The organism is Flavobacterium amylolyticum (genome assembly GCF_048284335.1).
Taxonomy (GTDB): Bacteria; Bacteroidota; Bacteroidia; order Flavobacteriales; family Flavobacteriaceae; genus Flavobacterium.
Map to the genome: position 1 here is coordinate 136,616 of NZ_JBLVPG010000001.1, position 18,288 is coordinate 154,903.

The 18,288-nt window shown below is 33.1% G+C and carries 15 protein-coding genes; 9 read left to right on the forward strand and 6 right to left on the reverse strand.

Annotated features, from left to right (window positions below):
* Nucleotides 1-55 precede the first annotated feature (55 nt).
* Nucleotides 56-922 carry an alpha/beta hydrolase gene (locus tag ACNQF9_RS00610; RefSeq protein ID WP_417958308.1) on the reverse strand — a complete coding sequence of 289 codons (867 nt, stop codon included), beginning with the start codon at nucleotides 920-922 and terminating at the stop codon, nucleotides 56-58.
* Nucleotides 923-1,554: 632 nt separating this feature from the next.
* Between ACNQF9_RS00610 and ACNQF9_RS00615 the strand changes: the two genes are divergently transcribed.
* The 5 genes from ACNQF9_RS00615 (at nucleotide 1,555) to ACNQF9_RS00635 (ending at nucleotide 10,227) form a co-directional block, all read left to right on the forward strand.
* Nucleotides 1,555-4,731 (forward strand): TonB-dependent receptor, encoded by a 3,177-nt coding sequence (locus ACNQF9_RS00615; protein ID WP_417989428.1) that lies wholly within the window; start codon nucleotides 1,555-1,557, stop codon nucleotides 4,729-4,731.
* Nucleotides 4,732-4,981: 250 nt separating this feature from the next.
* Nucleotides 4,982-5,809 carry an energy transducer TonB gene (locus ACNQF9_RS00620; RefSeq protein WP_417958311.1) on the forward strand — a complete coding sequence of 276 codons (828 nt, stop codon included), beginning with the start codon at nucleotides 4,982-4,984 and terminating at the stop codon, nucleotides 5,807-5,809.
* Nucleotides 5,810-6,129: 320 nt separating this feature from the next.
* Complete coding sequence (gene lipA, locus ACNQF9_RS00625) at nucleotides 6,130-6,999, forward strand: lipoyl synthase (RefSeq protein ID WP_417958313.1); 870 nt, start codon at nucleotides 6,130-6,132, stop codon at nucleotides 6,997-6,999.
* Nucleotides 7,000-7,033: 34 nt separating this feature from the next.
* Nucleotides 7,034-8,038 (forward strand): type I glyceraldehyde-3-phosphate dehydrogenase, encoded by a 1,005-nt coding sequence (gene gap / locus ACNQF9_RS00630; RefSeq protein ID WP_417958315.1) that lies wholly within the window; start codon nucleotides 7,034-7,036, stop codon nucleotides 8,036-8,038.
* A gap of 17 nt (nucleotides 8,039-8,055) precedes the next feature.
* Nucleotides 8,056-10,227 (forward strand): tetratricopeptide repeat-containing hybrid sensor histidine kinase/response regulator, encoded by a 2,172-nt coding sequence (locus ACNQF9_RS00635; RefSeq protein ID WP_417958316.1) that lies wholly within the window; start codon nucleotides 8,056-8,058, stop codon nucleotides 10,225-10,227.
* On the opposite strand, the gene ACNQF9_RS00640 is transcribed toward ACNQF9_RS00635, so the two are convergent.
* Together ACNQF9_RS00640 and lpxK are read right to left on the reverse strand one after the other, a co-directional pair.
* Nucleotides 10,224-11,036 (reverse strand): purine-nucleoside phosphorylase, encoded by an 813-nt coding sequence (locus ACNQF9_RS00640; protein ID WP_417958318.1) that lies wholly within the window; start codon nucleotides 11,034-11,036, stop codon nucleotides 10,224-10,226. The genes ACNQF9_RS00635 and ACNQF9_RS00640 overlap by 4 nt on opposite strands.
* Complete coding sequence (gene lpxK, locus ACNQF9_RS00645; protein ID WP_417958319.1) at nucleotides 10,999-12,033, reverse strand: tetraacyldisaccharide 4'-kinase; 1,035 nt, start codon at nucleotides 12,031-12,033, stop codon at nucleotides 10,999-11,001. Before lpxK ends, ACNQF9_RS00640 begins: the two co-directional genes overlap by 38 nt.
* Nucleotides 12,034-12,129: 96 nt before the next feature.
* Between lpxK and ACNQF9_RS00650 the strand changes: the two genes are divergently transcribed.
* The 4 genes from ACNQF9_RS00650 to rluF all read left to right on the forward strand — a co-directional run bounded on the left by ACNQF9_RS00650 (nucleotide 12,130) and on the right by rluF (nucleotide 15,811).
* Nucleotides 12,130-13,224, forward strand: a complete 1,095-nt coding sequence (locus ACNQF9_RS00650) for a Nif3-like dinuclear metal center hexameric protein (RefSeq protein ID WP_417958320.1) — start codon at nucleotides 12,130-12,132, stop codon at nucleotides 13,222-13,224.
* A gap of 3 nt (nucleotides 13,225-13,227) precedes the next feature.
* On the forward strand, nucleotides 13,228-14,007 hold the full coding sequence (locus tag ACNQF9_RS00655; protein ID WP_417958322.1) for a zinc ribbon domain-containing protein: 780 nt from the start codon (nucleotides 13,228-13,230) through the stop codon (nucleotides 14,005-14,007).
* 39 nt (nucleotides 14,008-14,046) lie between these two features.
* Nucleotides 14,047-14,904, forward strand: coding sequence for an alpha/beta hydrolase (locus ACNQF9_RS00660; protein ID WP_417958323.1), 858 nt, complete (start codon nucleotides 14,047-14,049; stop codon nucleotides 14,902-14,904).
* A 94-nt stretch (nucleotides 14,905-14,998) separates the two neighbouring features.
* Nucleotides 14,999-15,811, forward strand: coding sequence for a 23S rRNA pseudouridine(2604) synthase RluF (rluF, locus tag ACNQF9_RS00665; RefSeq protein WP_417958324.1), 813 nt, complete (start codon nucleotides 14,999-15,001; stop codon nucleotides 15,809-15,811).
* 40 nt (nucleotides 15,812-15,851) lie between these two features.
* Here rluF and ACNQF9_RS00670 read toward each other — a convergent pair whose 3' ends face one another.
* From ACNQF9_RS00670 to ACNQF9_RS00680, 3 genes are read right to left on the reverse strand one after another with little or no spacing between them, the layout of a single operon-like run.
* Nucleotides 15,852-17,237, reverse strand: coding sequence for a DUF4153 domain-containing protein (locus ACNQF9_RS00670; protein ID WP_417958326.1), 1,386 nt, complete (start codon nucleotides 17,235-17,237; stop codon nucleotides 15,852-15,854).
* Between the two features lie 53 nt (nucleotides 17,238-17,290).
* Nucleotides 17,291-17,584: a winged helix-turn-helix domain-containing protein gene (locus tag ACNQF9_RS00675; protein ID WP_417958327.1), complete on the reverse strand. Its 294-nt coding sequence runs from the start codon at nucleotides 17,582-17,584 to the stop codon at nucleotides 17,291-17,293.
* A gap of 2 nt (nucleotides 17,585-17,586) precedes the next feature.
* Nucleotides 17,587-18,201: a hypothetical protein gene (locus ACNQF9_RS00680; protein WP_417958328.1), complete on the reverse strand. Its 615-nt coding sequence runs from the start codon at nucleotides 18,199-18,201 to the stop codon at nucleotides 17,587-17,589.
* Nucleotides 18,202-18,288: the final 87 nt, after the last annotated feature.

Here is an 18,288-nt window from a genome sequence, read left to right on the forward strand (position 1 = left end):
GCCTTTCATGTGATGGTAATGAAAGACCTTTTAAAAAATTTAAAACATACAAAGTCTATTTTACCACTACAGCATTATTTTTAAAAATTTTACTAAAAAAAAGCACATGTGAAGGCAACGCATTTTCCCAATATTCCCAAGTATGCGCTCCTGGACGTTCCGTATAATCATGAGAAACTTTATTATAAACGAGTCTTCGGTGCAATTCCCTGTTAGATTCTATCAAAAAATCATCTACTCCACAATCTATAATTAATTCCAGTTTGTTACTTTTTATTTTATCAACCATATTTAAAACAGCATTTGAGGCATACACTTCCTGTGGTACTCCTTCAATTCCAAAAACAGGCTCCATTAGTTTAGTCACTCTTTCCTTAGATTCCGGATTAATCATGCTCCCCATATCAACAGCTCCGCTCATACTTCCCGCTGCACAAAACAGTTCCGGGTGTTTTGTGGAAAGATACAATGCCCCATGACCTCCCATAGAAAGCCCTGTAATTACACGTCCTTTTCTGTCATTTATTGTTCGATAGGTGTTATCTACTTTCTGAATTACTTCTTTGGTGATGTACGTTTCAAACTGACTTCCTTTATTAACAGGACTATCAAGATAAAAACTGAAAGTTTCCCCTTCCGGCATTACAATTATGATATCATACTGATCGGCTAAATTGTGCAATAAATTCTTATCGGGAGTTTTAGACAACCAATCATTAAAATGTCCATAAGCACCATGCAACAAATAAAGTACGGGGTAATTAACCTTGCTTTTAGCATAAGAACTGGGCAATACTACTGCAGCTTTGTAGGTTTTATTCATAGCTGAGCTCGGGATTTGTAACGTATCGGCTTTAGCACCATAAGATAATACAGTGTGCCCCAGAAGAAAAAATAAAAATAGAATCTGAAGTTTTTTCATTTGATAGTTTTTTTTATGATTGAAAAGTAAATATACACTTTTTCAGAAAAATTTGCTTTATCGTTCAAAAATCAAACACACTTTACAAAAAAAATTGATTCATATTGAATAGCTTAATTCGATATTGATGTGTTTTTGTAAAAAAAATTCAATTCTTAATTTGTTCTGCTACACATTTAAAAAAAGGAATTTACAAAACCTACAATCTAGAAGAATTTCCATGAGAAGGTCTTATTTGATAATTGAAAGAATTCTAAAATACTAAAACATAAAATTAACATCTGCACCAAAATCAACTTTAGCAAATAAATCAATCTCCGAAGTTTACAATCTAAAATTCAAAATAGAAAACCTAACAACGATCAGTAAGTAAACTAATTGAAATACAAATGAATACCTTAAACAAGGATATCACTCCAGACAACTTTTTTTTTAAACATCCGCATTTTATAAATTTTAAAAGCGTATTCATTACTATTTTTTCGTTAATAATATCACATAAACAATTCTATTTCCAACTCTTTTACAACTTCTTTTTAACATAAAAGTATTCTACAGTTATTGTTTAAATAACCATTCATTTTCAATTTATCAATTCCTTTGTCAGCATTAAAAAACAAAAAAAAGTATTCATGAAACAACTCAAACTATTTTTATTTTCTATTGCGCTGACTATTTCAGTGGGCAATACGAATTTTGCCCAAACAACTCAAGCATCTATCTCTGGTACTATTTCAGGCACTAACACTGAGCCACTTAAAGATGCAATGGTTCAAATACGAAATGAGTCAACCGGATTTAAAACCAATTCATTATCAAATTTTAAAGGAGTTTTTACTTTTAAAGAACTCCCACTAGGTGGACCGTACACAATAAGCGTTACCGCTTCAGGATATGGCTTACAACAACGTTCTGGTTATACTTTAAATCAAGGTGATTTAATAAATATTGAAATACTGATGCAAGACGAAATGCAAAACCTTGAAGTGGTTGAAGTAGTTGGCAGAGGTTTAAAAAACAAAACTGGGAATTTAGGAGCTGCAACAGCAGTAACCGCAAAACTAATTAATGCATTACCCGTAAATGGTAGAAACTTTACCAGTTTGATGGATCTATCTCCTTTAACACGAGGAGGAAATATTTCAGGACAATTAGCCTCTTCAACCAATTACACGCTGGACGGAATGAATGCTAAAAATCCAACTTCAGCAGGAGCAACAACTAGCCGAAGCGGTGCTCCATACTCTATATCTATTGAGGCTGTTAGAGAATTCAAGGTGGTCACCAATCAATATGACGTAAGCTATGGCCGAAGTGGCGGTGGAACCGTAAGTGCAGTGACTAAATCCGGTACAAACGACCTTACAGGAAGTATGTTTGCTTACAATCGTGCGGATTGGCTGTCTAGTCCGTATGACATTAGAGGAAACAGGCGTCAAAATGATTTTTCTACAACACAATACGGCTTCACTCTGGGTGGACCAATCATTAAAGACAAATTGCACTTCTTTGTTGCCTGGGACCATCAACAAGATTTACGACCTCTAATCATTGCGGATGTTCAATCCCCAGAGGACGAATTACGTTTTAATGTAACAAGGGCCACTCTTGATAATTTTGTAACAATAGCCCAAAATAAATATGGCGTTTCCAGATCCCCTCAATACGGTTCTTTTGAGAAAAAACGAAATTCTGATGCGGCCTTTGCTCGTATTGACTGGCAAATAAACAATAATAATTTATTGACTGTTCGCAATAATTTTACGTATGACAATAATAAACTAGGTCTTCAAGACAATACTGCCATCAATTTATTTGAGTCAACTGGAGATGATTTAAGTATTGACAATAGTATTCTGGCTTCTTTACGAACCAAAGTAAATACAAGAGTTACTAATGAGCTAAAAATACAACACCTGTATACCTTTCAAGATAGCAGTCCCGGCGACCAACTGCCTTCCTACAACATTCCCCGCGCTATTGTAGAAAACGTTGCTTCTACAATTAATGGTGCTGTGCGAACCACCAATATCCAAATTGGTGGTCATCGATTTGCACAAGAAAAATTCTCTAATAATGTTTTCCAAATCGTTGATAATATATATTTTAATACGGATAAGATTAAATATACTTTTGGTTTTGATTTAATGCACACCAATTCAAAATCTTTATATGGAAGCGAAGTTAATGGACGTTTCCATTTCAATAGCATTGCTAATTTTGATAACCAAACCCCTTACCGTTACTTCAGAGAAGTACCATTAGTAAGCGATCCTACAGTAACATCCAATATTCTAAATGCCGGTCTTTACGGTCAATTACAAACTAAAATAGCAGTAGGCTTAGACTTGACATTAGGTTTAAGATTTGATTATGCTAAATATCCGTCGGCTACATTTAACCAATTGGTTTTTGATGAATTAGGCATTCGTACAGATAATAAACTACAGTCAGCAATCCTGCAACCAAGAGTACAATTGTCGTGGGATGTAAATGAAAACCATAAGGATTATATACGCTTAGGAGCCGGAATCTTTGCATCTGATTTGAATAATTATGCAATCATCAATAATTTATATTTTGATGGAAATCATACCGCTACGGTAGATGTAAGATCACCAAATGTCCCTATGCCCAATTTTATAGATTATAGAAACAATTATGCTAGTATTCCCACTTTGGATGCTTTTCAATTGCCAACTATTAATTTTACAGGAACTACTGCTAAAGTACCGGTAGTTTATAAGGCTAATGTTTCGTATTCCCATTTTTTTACTGAAAAATTAAAAGCAGGAATAGCCGGTTATGCTACTTTGGGTCGCAACAATTATGTATATGTAGACCGAAATATGGTAGCGAATCCATTTTTCACTTTGGCCAATGAAGGAGACCGTGGTGTATTTGTACCCGCTAGTTCCATTCCTGCAAATGGGGCTGGAGATTGGATGCAAGGACGATTAAGTAATAAATTAGGGCGTGTTTTGGAATTAAACAGCGAAGGTAAAGTCAATCAATTTGCACTAGTCATGGATGCCACATACCGCTATTTTAAAGATGGCGAAATATCCGCGAGTTACACCTTGAATGAAACGAAGGACAATACTTCTTTTAATGGAAATGTAGCCAATACTGCAACTTTGGTATTACCTGTTGAAGATGACCCTAGAGACTTAAGCAAAATGAGTTATTCTGACAATCATTTCCGTCATAAAGTTGTCTTTTACGGAACCCTGCCGTCATTTTATGGGTTTAATGTTGGTGTTCGATATTCCGGTATAGGTGGTACACGATACAGTTTATTATCAGGAGGAAATACGAATGCAGATTTTGTTACAGCTTCAAATGATTTAGCCTACATTTTTGACATCAATAATCCAAGTGTCCCTCAAAACATCAAAACAGGTTTACAAACCATACTTGATAATCCTAATGCAAGCCAAAGTTTAAAAAATTATATCAATAAATACTCTGGTAAATTAGCAGAAAGAAACGGAGGAATAAATGAGTTTTACGGACTTGTTGATGTAAGAATTAGTAAAAAAGTTGCTTTGTATAAAAAACAATTTTTAGAATTCACTGCCGACATATTTAATGTTGCCAATTTATTAAATAAAGAATGGGGCGTAAATAAATCCCTTGGAAGCCAGTCCTTGTATGCTTTAGGCACACCTGCCTCTGGAACAACAACTGCAGTTCCTGGATTTGACAATACTAGACGTCAATTTAATTACAGAGTCAATAATGCCGGGCTTCCCACCCTTTCCGGAAACCCATTTCAAATACAAATTGGATTTAAATATGCTTTCTAAATAATTTAAAGCGTTATAAAACTTATTGCAAAACGCATCCATTAACATGGATGCGTTTTTATTTATAAATTAACTTAAAAATAAGGGTATAAATATTAATTTACCAACATACCAACTAAATAAATAAAAAAATTCTAATTTAGTTGAAAATAAATACTAAATTTATATACTACAATTCCAGCACTATTTTTTAATATAAAATATCCTCTGCTTATGATTTAACTGCTACTTAACCTTAAATCCTTTAATTATGTCAAAATTAAGCCTTTATGAAACTGATTGGATCAACCTTGTATTTCAAGACAGAAACAAAGAATATGGAGCGTATCAATTGCGTCAGGAAAGCACTAAAATTTGCTTAAAGGCACTTTTTATGGGCCTTTTATTTTCTGCTACGATTTTTAGTATTCCTGCACTAATTAATTATTTTGGACAAGATAGCAGTACTACAATCGAAATACCTGAATTTAAAAATACTATAGTTCAATTATCTGATATAGTGCCAAATCAACTTGAAGAAACCCCAAAAAAATTATTGCCCGAAATAAAGAAACAAATTACAAAAATACCTTTTAAAAATGACCAACTCGTAAATCCAATTATAGTACAAGCGTCACAAGTGAATCCAGATAGTGCAAAAAACACAGATAACACTATTGCAAAATTTACAACTACTGATGGCACAACTACAGGTGTAGTAAACACCTCCCCTTCTTCAAGCACCAATATAGGAACCACCAATACCATCGATACCGAAAATACGATTGTTAATAGTATTTCTTTGGATAAGCTTCCTGAATTTCCTGGAGGAATTACTAAATTCTATAATTTTGTAGGTACTAATTTTGAAAAACAAGAAATCGAAGGTAGCGGTTCTATTCGGGTATTTGTTTCTTTTGTAATTGAGAGAGATGGAAGCATGACAGATATTCAAGTAAAAAAAGATCCTGGTTATGGGTTAGGCAAAGAAGCGGTTCGAGTACTAAAATCTCTAAAAACGAAATGGTCTCCAGGAATGATTGACGGAAAAGCTGTCCGTACTGCATATAATCTTCCTATTACGGTACAAATGAATTAATCCTTAAGTTCCAAAAGCAGGACTTTATGTTTCTGCTTTTGGAATAATTTTAGTAAATTATTTATTAAAAATAGTTCTACTCTTTAAACCCCGCTAAAGCAAAAAAAACTTAATACAACCTTGATTGCATAGACCTCCCATATTCTAATTACTTGAAAGGAGACTTTCGGTGAGGATAGAACCAATGGCAAAGCAACTAATTCTCAAAAAAAAGTAAACTATTCTATTTTATGACTTCCATTTACTTTGATCAAATAAACAAATAAACGAATCTACAAATAGACTACATTCCTTATCTTTGCATTTTGAATATATGATATATGGAAACTGTTTTAGAAAATACTTTACCTGTAGGAAAACCGAAATGGCTGAAGGTAAAACTCCCTATTGGTAAAAAATACACTGAGCTTCGTGGCTTGGTAGATAAATATAGTTTGAACACCATTTGCACTTCTGGAAGTTGCCCTAATATGGGTGAATGTTGGGGCGAAGGTACGGCTACATTTATGATTCTAGGAAATGTATGTACGCGCTCTTGTGGATTTTGTGGTGTAAAAACCGGAAGACCAGAAACCGTAGACTGGGACGAACCTGAAAAAGTAGCGCGTTCAATTAAAATCATGAACATCAAACATGCCGTAATTACCAGTGTTGACAGAGATGATTTAAAAGATGGCGGTTCAATCATTTGGATAGAAACAGTAAAAGCCATTCGCAGAATGAATCCAAACACAACTTTAGAAACTTTAATTCCTGATTTTCAAGGAATCGAAAGAAATATTGACAGAATTGTGGAAGCCAATCCGGAAGTAGTTTCGCATAATGTAGAAACCGTTCGCAGATTGACTCGTGAAGTGCGTATTCAGGCAAAATACGACCGAAGTTTAGAAGTCCTACGCTACTTGAAAGAGAAAGGAATAAATAGAACCAAGTCGGGAATTATGCTAGGCCTTGGCGAACAAGAAGAAGAAGTATATCAAACAATGAGGGATTTGCGTCAAGCTAATGTAGATATTGTTACAATAGGCCAATACTTACAACCCAGCAAAAAACATTTGCCCGTCAAAGAATTTATAACACCCGAACAATTTGCAAAGTATGAAAAATTTGGCTTAGAATTAGGTTTCCGTCATGTAGAAAGCGGACCACTTGTTCGTTCTTCATACAAAGCACAGAAACATATTTTATAACTAATTCAATTGGCTAATTAATAAATAAATAGATTTGAAAATAAGAATTGCCATTAATGGTTTTGGAAGAATTGGTCGAAATTTATTCCGATTACTTCTAAATCATCCTGAGATTGAAGTGATTGCCATAAATGATATTGCCGATAAAAAAACAATGGCCCATTTAGTAAAATACGATAGTATCCACGGAGTTTTACCGTTTTCAGTAAGCGATGATGACAAAGGAATTCTGGTAGATGGGAATCATTTTTTGTTTTTTCATGAAAAAAGTATTTCAAACTTGGATTGGAAAAGTATAAATATTGACTATGTCATAGAATCCACGGGGAAATACAAGACTTTTGAAGAATTAAATTCTCATATTATTGCTGGCGCCAAAAAAGTAATTCTATCTGCGCCTTCAGAAGTAGACACCATAAAAACTATTGTTTTAGGGGTAAATGATTTCATACTTGACGGAACTGAAACCATCATATCAAATGCAAGTTGCACTACTAATAATGCCGCGCCAATGATCAAGGTAATGAATGAACTTTGCGGTATAGAACAAGCTTACATAACCACAATTCATTCCTACACAACGGATCAAAGCTTACATGATCAGCCACACAAAGACTTACGCCGTGCCCGAGGTGCCAGCCAATCTATTGTTCCTACAACAACTGGCGCTGCAAAAGCGTTAACAAAAATATTTCCTGAGTTTGAAGGAAAAATTGGCGGTTGTGGGATACGAGTTCCAGTACCCGATGGATCCCTTACTGACATCACCTTTAATGTAAAGCGTGCCGTGACAATAGATGAAATAAATACAGCTTTTAAAGTTGCTGCACAAACTACTTTAAAAGGCATTTTGGATTATACCGAAGACCCAATTGTTTCCGTCGATGTAATTGGCAATAGAAATTCATGTATATTTGATGCACAACTTACATCGGTTATCGATAAAATGGTAAAAGTCGTAGGCTGGTACGATAATGAAATAGGATATTCCTCAAGAATAATTGACTTAATACTTGTAACAAATATAAAACCCAATTAACAAAAAATCAGCTACAAATGAAATATATTTTCGTTTTTGTACTTTTTTTTAATACAATATTGTTTTCTCAATCCCATGAGAAAACAGACAGTCTTTCTTATTACAGCAGTCTGAGTAACTCTTGCATCCAAAACAACAATTATAAAGATGCATTATTTTATACTCAAAAGGCGATTGCATATGCGAACCTTAGTAAAAATATTGAAGACTTAGCGTCACAAAATTTCAGTCTTGGAAAACTTTATTACGATTTAAAAAAATATGACGATGCAATTCAGTCGTTGTTAAAAAGTTCCGAGTTATATGCAGACTTAGATTCTAGTTCTAATGAAGCCACAACCCTTTACTATCTTGGCTTATCCTATATGGCAAAAGAAAATTTTGACAGGGCTGCCATGCATTTTAATAAAGCTAAATCCATTTATAGCGAATTAAAAATTTCTGATACTGCTGAGGTATTTAATCTTCAAAAAGGACTCATTTATAAATCAAAAAACAAATTAGATTTAGCTTTATCTGTTTTCAATTTTATAATTGCAAAACCTAATAATCCTGCTTTATTAGACACTAAAGCAGAAGCATTATACCAAACCGGAAATATTGAAGCCTTAAAAAACAGGAATAATTTAGCTTTAAATTATCTCAACAAAGCACTCAAGCTAAATAGCAAAACAAAGAATTTGCAACAAAAGTCTAATATTTTGCTTGCTTTAAGCAATGTTTATGAAAAGACGCGAGATAAAAATAACGCCTATTCCCATTTAAAACAACATTTAAATCTAAAGGAGCATCTTGCGATTTTAAATAACGAGAGACTTGGTATAGATGACTATACTGAATTCAAAGAATCAGAACGATTAAAGGAAATTATACAAACCAATACTGAAAATAGGGAACAAGAAAAAGCAAATAAATTTTCTAAATTGATCAGCATTCTTGCCATAGCGTTAATTTCAATTTTATCGTTATTGAGTCTGTCATTGTACAAAAATAACATCATCAGGAACCAATCTAATTTATTATTAAAAGAGAAAAATAAAGAATTAGAAATTGCAAAAGACAAAGCCGAAAAAGCATCAAAGGCAAGATCTGAATTTCTTTCCACCGTAAGTCACGAATTACGAACACCACTGAATGCCATTAACGGTATCACCCATTTATTATTAGAAGAAAAACCTAAGAAAACTCAAATGGATTATTTATCTTCATTAAAATTTTCAGGTGATTATTTAACAAAATTTATCAATGAAATTTTAGAAATAAACAAAATTGAATCTAATAAAGTAGAAGTAGAGAACATAAGCTTTAACCTTAAAAAACTTTTGGGAGATATTAAAAATTCCTTAAAAGAATTAGCTTTGGTTAACAACAATAATTTCATCTTGGAAATAGATCCTACTATTCCTGATTATTTAATTGGCGATCCCACAAAGCTATCTCAAATTATGTTAAATTTGATTAACAACGCGCTTAAATTTACAAAGGACGGGAATGTCACTGTTATTAATAATCTAAAGAGTTTAGAAAATCAAAATGCAATATTATATTTTGAAATAAAAGATACAGGAATAGGAATACCTAAAGATAAATTAGCTTGCGTGTTTGATAGTTTTTCTCAAGGCTCTATAGAAGTTAATCGCAAATATGGCGGAACAGGTTTAGGATTAACTATCGTAAAAAAATTAATTAAAATTCTTGGTGGACAAATAAAATTAACAAGCATCGTTGGTCAAGGCTCTACATTTTCGTTTCATTTGGCTTTTAAAATAGGAGAACAACCGTTGCCTATTGAAGCGACGCATAAAATAGATTACGCTGCTAAATTGTTAAACAAAAAAATTCTATTAGTTGAGGACAATAAAATCAATCAAATGATAACTACCAAAATGCTTTACAACAAAGGAATAATCTGTGAAGTTATTGATAATGGCGAGGAAGCAATAAATTTGGTTCGTAAAAACAAATTTGATCTGGTTCTTATGGACGTACATTTACCAGGTATAAACGGTACTATTGCTACAGAACTGATTCGGGCATTTGATACAACTACCCCTATTATTGCGCTTACTGCAATCTCACTACATGAAAATCGCGAGATGTTATTATCATTTGGCATGAACGATGTTATTACTAAACCGTTCATACCAGAGGAATTTTATACCATAATCGCTGAACATTTAAAGAACTAGTAATTCAGAATCAATTCTTTAATAAGACTTCTCACTTTTGGTTCTGCATTTTTAGCGGCTTCTAATACTTCATCATGTGAAATAGTTCCAATGCTTTCTTCGTTCCCCATGTCAGTGATTACTGAAATTCCAAATGTCTCTAAATTCATGTGGCGTGCCACAATGACTTCGGGAACGGTTGACATTCCTACACAATCCGCACCAAGAATTTTTACCATTTTATATTCCGCCAAAGTTTCAAAAGTTGGACCTTGCAAACCCAAATATACTCCTTCAAAAACTTCAATATTTAATTCTTTAGCTATTTCAGTAACTTTAGCAATCATTTTTCTAGAATAGGGCTCGCTCATATTCACAAAACGAGGACCAAAACGATCGTCGTTTTTACCACGCAAAGGATGTTCCGGTGTCATATTGATATGGTCCTTTATCAGGACAATATTGCCTACTTTATAACTTGGATTTACCCCGCCTGAAGCGTTTGAAACTACTAGTTTTTCGACACCTAAGAATTTCATTACCCGCACTGGAAAAGTAACTTCTTCCATAGAATACCCTTCATAGAAATGAAAACGCCCCTGCATGGCCACTACTTTTTTAGTTCCTATGGTTCCAAAAACTAATGCACCCTTATGACCTGGAACTGTTGAGACAGGAAAATTCAGAATTTCACTGTATGGTAAGGTATACGCAACATCCATTTCATCTGTAAAACTCCCTAATCCCGAACCTAATATCACTCCATATTCTGGTGTGAAATTGATTTTTTCTTTAATCTGACTTACTGTTTCTTGAACTTTTTCCCACATAATCACTAATTGTTTTATCAAAATTTTCACTTCCAGAAACAAAAGAACTTTGTATGGGTAAATAGAAAAGTTGCTCGCTTGGCAAACTTCCTTTTAACCGTACATAATCCTTTTCGGTAGTGATAATAATGTTATTTTGAGCTAAATTTTTAATTTTTAAAATGTCTTTATCGGTAAAATTATGATGGTCCGGAAAAGACAGGCAAACATCATTGGTGTTTTGCAAATAAGCAAAAAAAGGTTCCGGTTTTGCAATTCCTGCCACCAGTAATTTACCAGCTGACTGAATTTGAGTCAGCTTAATCCTTTGTTTCTCTGCATAAATAAAATCTTCGTATGCTATAAAAGTAAAGTACAATCTCTGCTCTGCAACAACCTTCAATCTTTTTTTAATATCATTCTGTTCTTCTATCGAAAGATTAAATGGACATTTCGTAACAATAATCACATTCGCTCTTTGTGCTCCACTGCTACTTTCGCGTAAATTTCCAGTAGGTAATATAAAATCATCCGAATACAAATCACCATAAGAAGTGAGTAAAATATAAAAACCAGCCTTTACGCTTCGATGTTGAAAAGCATCATCCAGTAAAATAACTTCCGGTTGTATGGCTTGTGCAAGTAATTGTTCGATTCCATGTTTTCTATTCGCATCAACTGCAACTTGAATCGTTTCAAATTTTTTATAAAACTGAAAAGGCTCGTCACCGAGTACCAACGCATTTGAATCGGCTTGAGCCAAAATAAATCCTTTGGACTGTCTTTTGTACCCTCTGCTTAATGTTGCCACTTTATATTTATCAGAGAGCAACCGAATCAAATATTCAATTTGCGGTGTTTTTCCAGTGCCGCCAACGCTAAGATTACCCACCGCAATAATTGGCAAATTATATGAATATGATTTTAAAATACCTTTATCAAAAAGAAAATTCCGAATATTAGTTATCAGACCATACAAAATGGCAAACGGAAATAATAATTTTCGAAGTAAATTCATTTTACGAAAGTAGAATATTTTATTTTAAAGTTGATTTGTTTATTCGTTAATTTGTTTATTCGAAAATCCAGAATTAAACCATCAAAAATCTGATCTATGAAAATCAAAGAAATCATTTCCGTGCTCGAAGAAATGGCACCTCTAGCCTATGCTGAAGATTTTGACAATGTGGGTTTATTGGTTGGAAACCAAGAATCCGAAGCAAAAGGAATTCTAGTTTGCCATGATGCACTAGAAAACATAATTGACGAAGCAATTGCAAAAAATTGCAATATGGTCGTTTGTTTTCATCCAATATTATTTTCAGGTCTAAAAAAAATAACAGGAAAAAACTACGTAGAACGAGCCGTGATTAAAGCCATAAAAAATGATATTGCCATTTATGCCGTTCACACTGCATTAGACAATCATCAAGAAGGCGTAAATAAAATTTTTAGTACTTCATTAGGATTGATAAACACTAAAATCCTGATTCCGAAGCAGAATTTCATCCGCAAATTAGTAACCTATACTATTCCTGAAAATGCCGAAGAAGTACGCAATGCATTATTCGATGCTGGAGCGGGAAAGATTGGGAATTATGAAAACTGCAGTTTTAATTCGAAAGGGATAGGAACTTATATGGGAAACGAGCATAGCGATCCGCAAGTTGGAGAGCGATTTGAATTTGTACAAGGAGACGAAATTAAAATCGAAGTCACTTTCGAAAAACATTTGGAAAATAAAATCCTCAAAAACTTATTCAAAAGCCATGTTTATGAAGAGGTGGCTTATGAAATTTATGATTTACAAAACAAGCATCAAAATATTGGCTTGGGAATGATTGGTGAATTAAAAAATCCCATGAAAGAAAAAGAATTTCTACTTTTTGTAAAAGAAAAGATGCAATGTCAAGGAATTCGACATTCCAACTTTTTAGAAAAAGAAATTAAAAAAGTAGCTGTACTTGGTGGAGCAGGAAGTTTTGCAATAAAAAATGCAATTCAAGCTGGAGCTGATGCTTATTTAACAGCCGATTTAAAATACCATCAGTTTTATGAGGCCGAAAACAAGTTGCTTTTAGTAGATATTGGTCATTTTGAAAGCGAACGCTATACAAAAAATTATATTGTAGAGTATCTTCGGAAAAAAATCCTTAATTTTGCAGTTATTTTATCAGAAGAAAATTCAAATCCAGTTAAGTACTTATAGAATATGGCGAATACGAAAGAATTAAGTGTTGAGGACAAGTTAAGAGCAATTTATGATTTACAACTTATTGACTCTAGAATTGACGAAATCAGAAACGTAAGAGGAGAACTTCCTTTAGAAGTGGAAGATTTAGAAGATGAAGTGGCTGGTTTAAGCACACGTTCAGAAAAATTGAAAGGAGAACTTGAAGTTATTGAGGATCTAATCAAAGCAAAAAAGAATGCAATTGATGAGCACAAAGAAGCGATCAAAAAATATACGAAGCAACAAGAAACTGTTCGTAACAACAGAGAATTTAATTCGTTGACTAAAGAAATAGAATTTCAAGAATTAGAAATTCAATTGTCTGAAAAACAAATTAAAGAAATGAAAGCTTCAATTGAACACAAGAAAGAAGTAATCTCAAGTTCTAAAGAAAGATTAGAAGCAAAATCAAATCATTTAAAGCATAAAAAATCAGAGTTAGACGCTATCATGGCTGAAACAGCAAAAGAAGAAGCTTTCTTGTCTGAAAAATCGGCAGAATTTCAAGCTTTAATTGAAGAAAGATTATTGAAGGCTTACACACGAATCAGAACAAGTGTTCGTAATGGTTTAGCTGTTGTTTCTATTGAAAGGGGAGCATCTGCAGGATCATTCTTTACTATACCACCACAGACACAAGTAGAAATCGCTTCCAGAAAGAAAATCATTACTGATGAACACTCCGGAAGAATATTAGTCGATAGTTCATTGGCTGACGAAGAAAAAGAGAAAATGGAACAATTGTTTTCTAAATTCTAATTACACTCAAGTCCCGATCCCCATCGGGACTTTTTTATTATGAAGAAAGTCCTGTTTTTTATATTCACTAAATCCATTGGGTTATACATTAACATTTTAAGTTTTGTATTCCCGAAAAAAGCATCGCAACTTGCGTATGCGTTTTTTAGTGAACCCAGAGAAGGAAAATTATCCAAAAACAAACTTCCTAAAATTCTGCAAGAAGCACAGTCTGAAACATTCCAACTCAAAGAAGATTATTTTCATACCTACACCTGGAAAGGAAACGAAACCATTATCCTTCTTGTTCATGGATGGGAAAGTAATGCTTCTCGATGGGAAAATTTACTTCCGCATCTAAAAAAATCAGGAAGTACGATCATTGCTATAGACGGTCCCGCTCATGGATTATCCAGTGGAAAAGAATTTAATATACCTCAGTACGCCCAATTTATACATGTTGCAGTTCAAAAATTCAAGCCACAATATCTCATCGGCCACTCTATAGGCGGAAAAACCTGCTTGTATTACCAATCTGTTTATCAAAATGATGCACTAAAAAAAATGGTAATCCTAGGAGCGCCAAGCGATTTTAAAATAATCCTGAACAATTACATTGCATTATTAAGCTTAAACCTTAAAGTTTCAAAATCTCTAGAGGTCCATTATCTCAATAATTTCAAACTGAGCCTGGAACAATTTTCAGGTAAAATATTTGCTTCGAAATTAAATATAAAAGGATTAATCGCTCATGATATTGACGACTCTATAGTTTTATTTGAAGAAGGCCAAAAAATTGCTGGGGCATGGAAAAATGTAGTTTTTATAGAAACGAAAGGTTTGGGACATAGCATGCATGACGATGAGTTGTATAAAAAAGTTTCCCATTTCTTGTTTGATTCAGACACTAAAGTATAACTGATACTTCAGGCTTTATTTATTTATTAATTTTTCAAATAAATAAATAAATAACGGCATAATCGATTAAACAATTTAGTACTACTTTTGCAGTATGGAAGAAAATTTAAAACGCCTAAATAAATTCATTGGAGAAACCGGGTATTGCTCTCGCCGTGAAGCTGATAAAATCATTGAAGAGGGTCGAGTAACCATCAATGGAATCGTTCCAGAATTAGGCACCAAAGTTTCCCCGAATGATGAAGTGCGTATTGATGGCAAGTTAATCCGGGAAAAAAATGAGAAACCTGTTTATCTTGCTTTTTATAAACCAGTAGGAATCGAGTGCACCACAAACCTTGATGTGCGCAATAATATTGTGGATTACATCAATTATCCCAAACGTATTTTCCCTATTGGACGATTGGACAAAGCCAGTGAAGGGTTGATTTTCATGACCAATGACGGTGATATCGTTAATAAAATATTACGTGCCCGAAACAATCACGAAAAAGAATATACAGTAACCGTAAACAAACCCATCACCGATCGTTTTATCGAACGCATGGGAAATGGAATTCCTATTTTGGACACCGTTACCCGAAAATGCAAGGTGGAACAAATTAGCAAATTCACTTTCAAAATTATATTGACACAAGGCTTAAACCGTCAAATCCGTAGAATGACAGAATATTTAGGTTATGATGTAACGGCTCTAAAACGCATTAGAATCATAAACATTTCATTAGATATTCCTGTTGGACGATACCGTGATTTGACTGATGCCGAAATCAAAGAATTAAACGAGCTTATTGAGCCCTCTAGCAAAACGGAAGAAGCCAGTTTACCTAAAACAGAAGTACCTAAAAGAAAAACTGAATTCATCAAAAGAGATGATCCCAGATTCAAAGGAAAAGGAGATTATTAAGCATAAAAAAACCATTCAGAAACTGAATGGTTTTTTATTTTTATTTACCAGTTATAAACTCATAATACAAAGCTTTTGATAAAAAGGGCTCGGATTGATAGCGACTAATCTCCTTCTCTCTTGAAATTTCAATGTACTGTCCATCTAATTTATTTTGTAAAAAATAATCACTGCGAATTTCATCATTAAAATTAAGTGTGGATAAAAACATAGGCTCCACCCCTTTATTAACGGAGATATTGTAATTAGTGATCAGGTTTCCCCAATTCACAAAACTGCATAACAGAATCGTTCCATAGAAATACCAAAGCATTTGATTGAAAAGATAGGCATTGGTTTTTTGATTAATAATTTTTGAAAAGGCAAAAAACAATCCAATAATTGCCAAAATCAAGAAAGCATACACACCCAATCTTTTGTAGGTTAAACCAAAATAGGAAATATACTCTGAGTTTTTGATAAGCGCGCTAATGATTAAAGCTCCATTTAGAAGAATCCAAATTTTAGCTAAAAGTTTTAAATGATTTGCTTTTTCATCAAAATTAAATCCTCCTTTAAAATAAAATAAGATTACACCTACAGCCATAACAATAGAGAAAATTACTGCATTTACGCTTTCGTGAGTGGCTGAACTCAATGTAGACACTTCGATTGTTTCAAAAAACTGTTCGTAATTATACGTAACTATAAAAATCAAAAGCATAACATTCAAAAGTACAAAGGTAATTTCGCCACTCTTTCTCTCGAAATCTAAATCAAGAAAAGAAAAAGTCTTTTTATTTTGGTTTTTAATTTCGTTGCTGAAATCAGTATCTAATATTGAGTTGTACTCGTAGCAAACATCGGGAACCCAATAATTCCAAAAACTAAACGAAATATAGAATCCTAACAAAGCTATCAGAAAGACCTCGAAGATGTCCAAATCCAAGTTATAATCCATAAATAGAGATGAAAAATGATCACTACCAAATGCATATACCACAAAAAACAAGCTTATGAATAAAGCTGGAATAAAAACGTAAGCAATTATTTTTTTTGCGAAATCATTTTTAAATTCTCTTTTTGGAAGCCATTGACTAAATAAGAATATGCGACCTAATGAAGCAAACCCGTTGATAAATATAATGGGGAAAATCTGTAATATTTTAAGTTTTACTTCACGAGTTTTAAATTGTAAAAAAAGAACAGACATGGCTAAAGCCAAAAAAGACACAAAATCACCATACCAAGCAAAGGCAGAACACGACAAAACTGAGGTGGTTACTAATATTAAATGCAAACGAGTTGTAAATCGTTCTTGACAGAAATAGCAAATCATTCCGGTTAATACTACACCGAAAATAGCAAGATTAACGCCTACCTCTTGCTTGTAAAAAAGCAACGTAAAAATCAAGCTACAGACTAAAATTAATTGATGTTTTTTCATAATAAAAAATTTAAAAGTACTTTGCATTTCAAAGTTTAAAGTTAAAAAAAAGGCTATTTAGATTTAATTAATTTTTCAAGACTATTCAAGTGGGAAACAAAAGCAGCGCGACCACTATGGGTAACTCGATACGATGTTTTCGGTTTTTTGCCAACAAACTCTTTTTTAACCTCAATGTATCCCGATTTTTCTAATGCCGAAGAATGACTTGCTAAATTACCATCCGTGATATTTAATAAAGATTTCATTTCAGTGAAATCAATCCAGTCGTTTACCATCAGAACAGACATAATGCCTAATCTGACCCGACTTTCAAAATCTTTATTTAATGCATCAATGATTCCCATTTCTATTTGTATTTTTTGAACACAATTATTCCGTACAGGATGTGTAAAACGCCAAATCCTATTGCCCAAAAAACAAGTCCAAAACCAAGATAAAAAAGGGAAACACAACCTAAAATAATTTCACATGTACCCAAATATCTAATATCCGAAAAAGTATATTTTCCTGCATTTATTAATGCTAAGCCATAAAACAATAAAGTAACAGGAGCAATCAAAGCGAATAACTGATGATATATAAGTGCCATACAAAATATACCCCCAACCATTAAAGGTATCGCTAAATTTAACACCATTTTTTTTGTAGTATTAGTCCAAACTGGCAAATCAAACTTTTTACTTTTTCTCAACGTAAAAAATATACCCGATCCTAATGCAAAGACGAGAATTGCAAAAGCAATCAAAACTAAATCGATTATTAAATCAGAACTATATATCTTTTGCTTACCATCAAAATATTCAATACCATTATTTTTAAATAATTGATATGCATAAATTGAGCCTGCTAACGCAAATAACCCAGCAAATACTCCTGAAAGGCCACTTAACGAAATAAATCTTGAAGAACGTTCCATCATGGAACGAATGTGTGATAAATCTTCTTGCAATTTTTGATTCATAAATAAAGTACTTTGAAATACAAAGTTAATTATTATTATTAGATATCAAAATAGAAACCGATTTAATTTTATAAAGTATAAATTCCT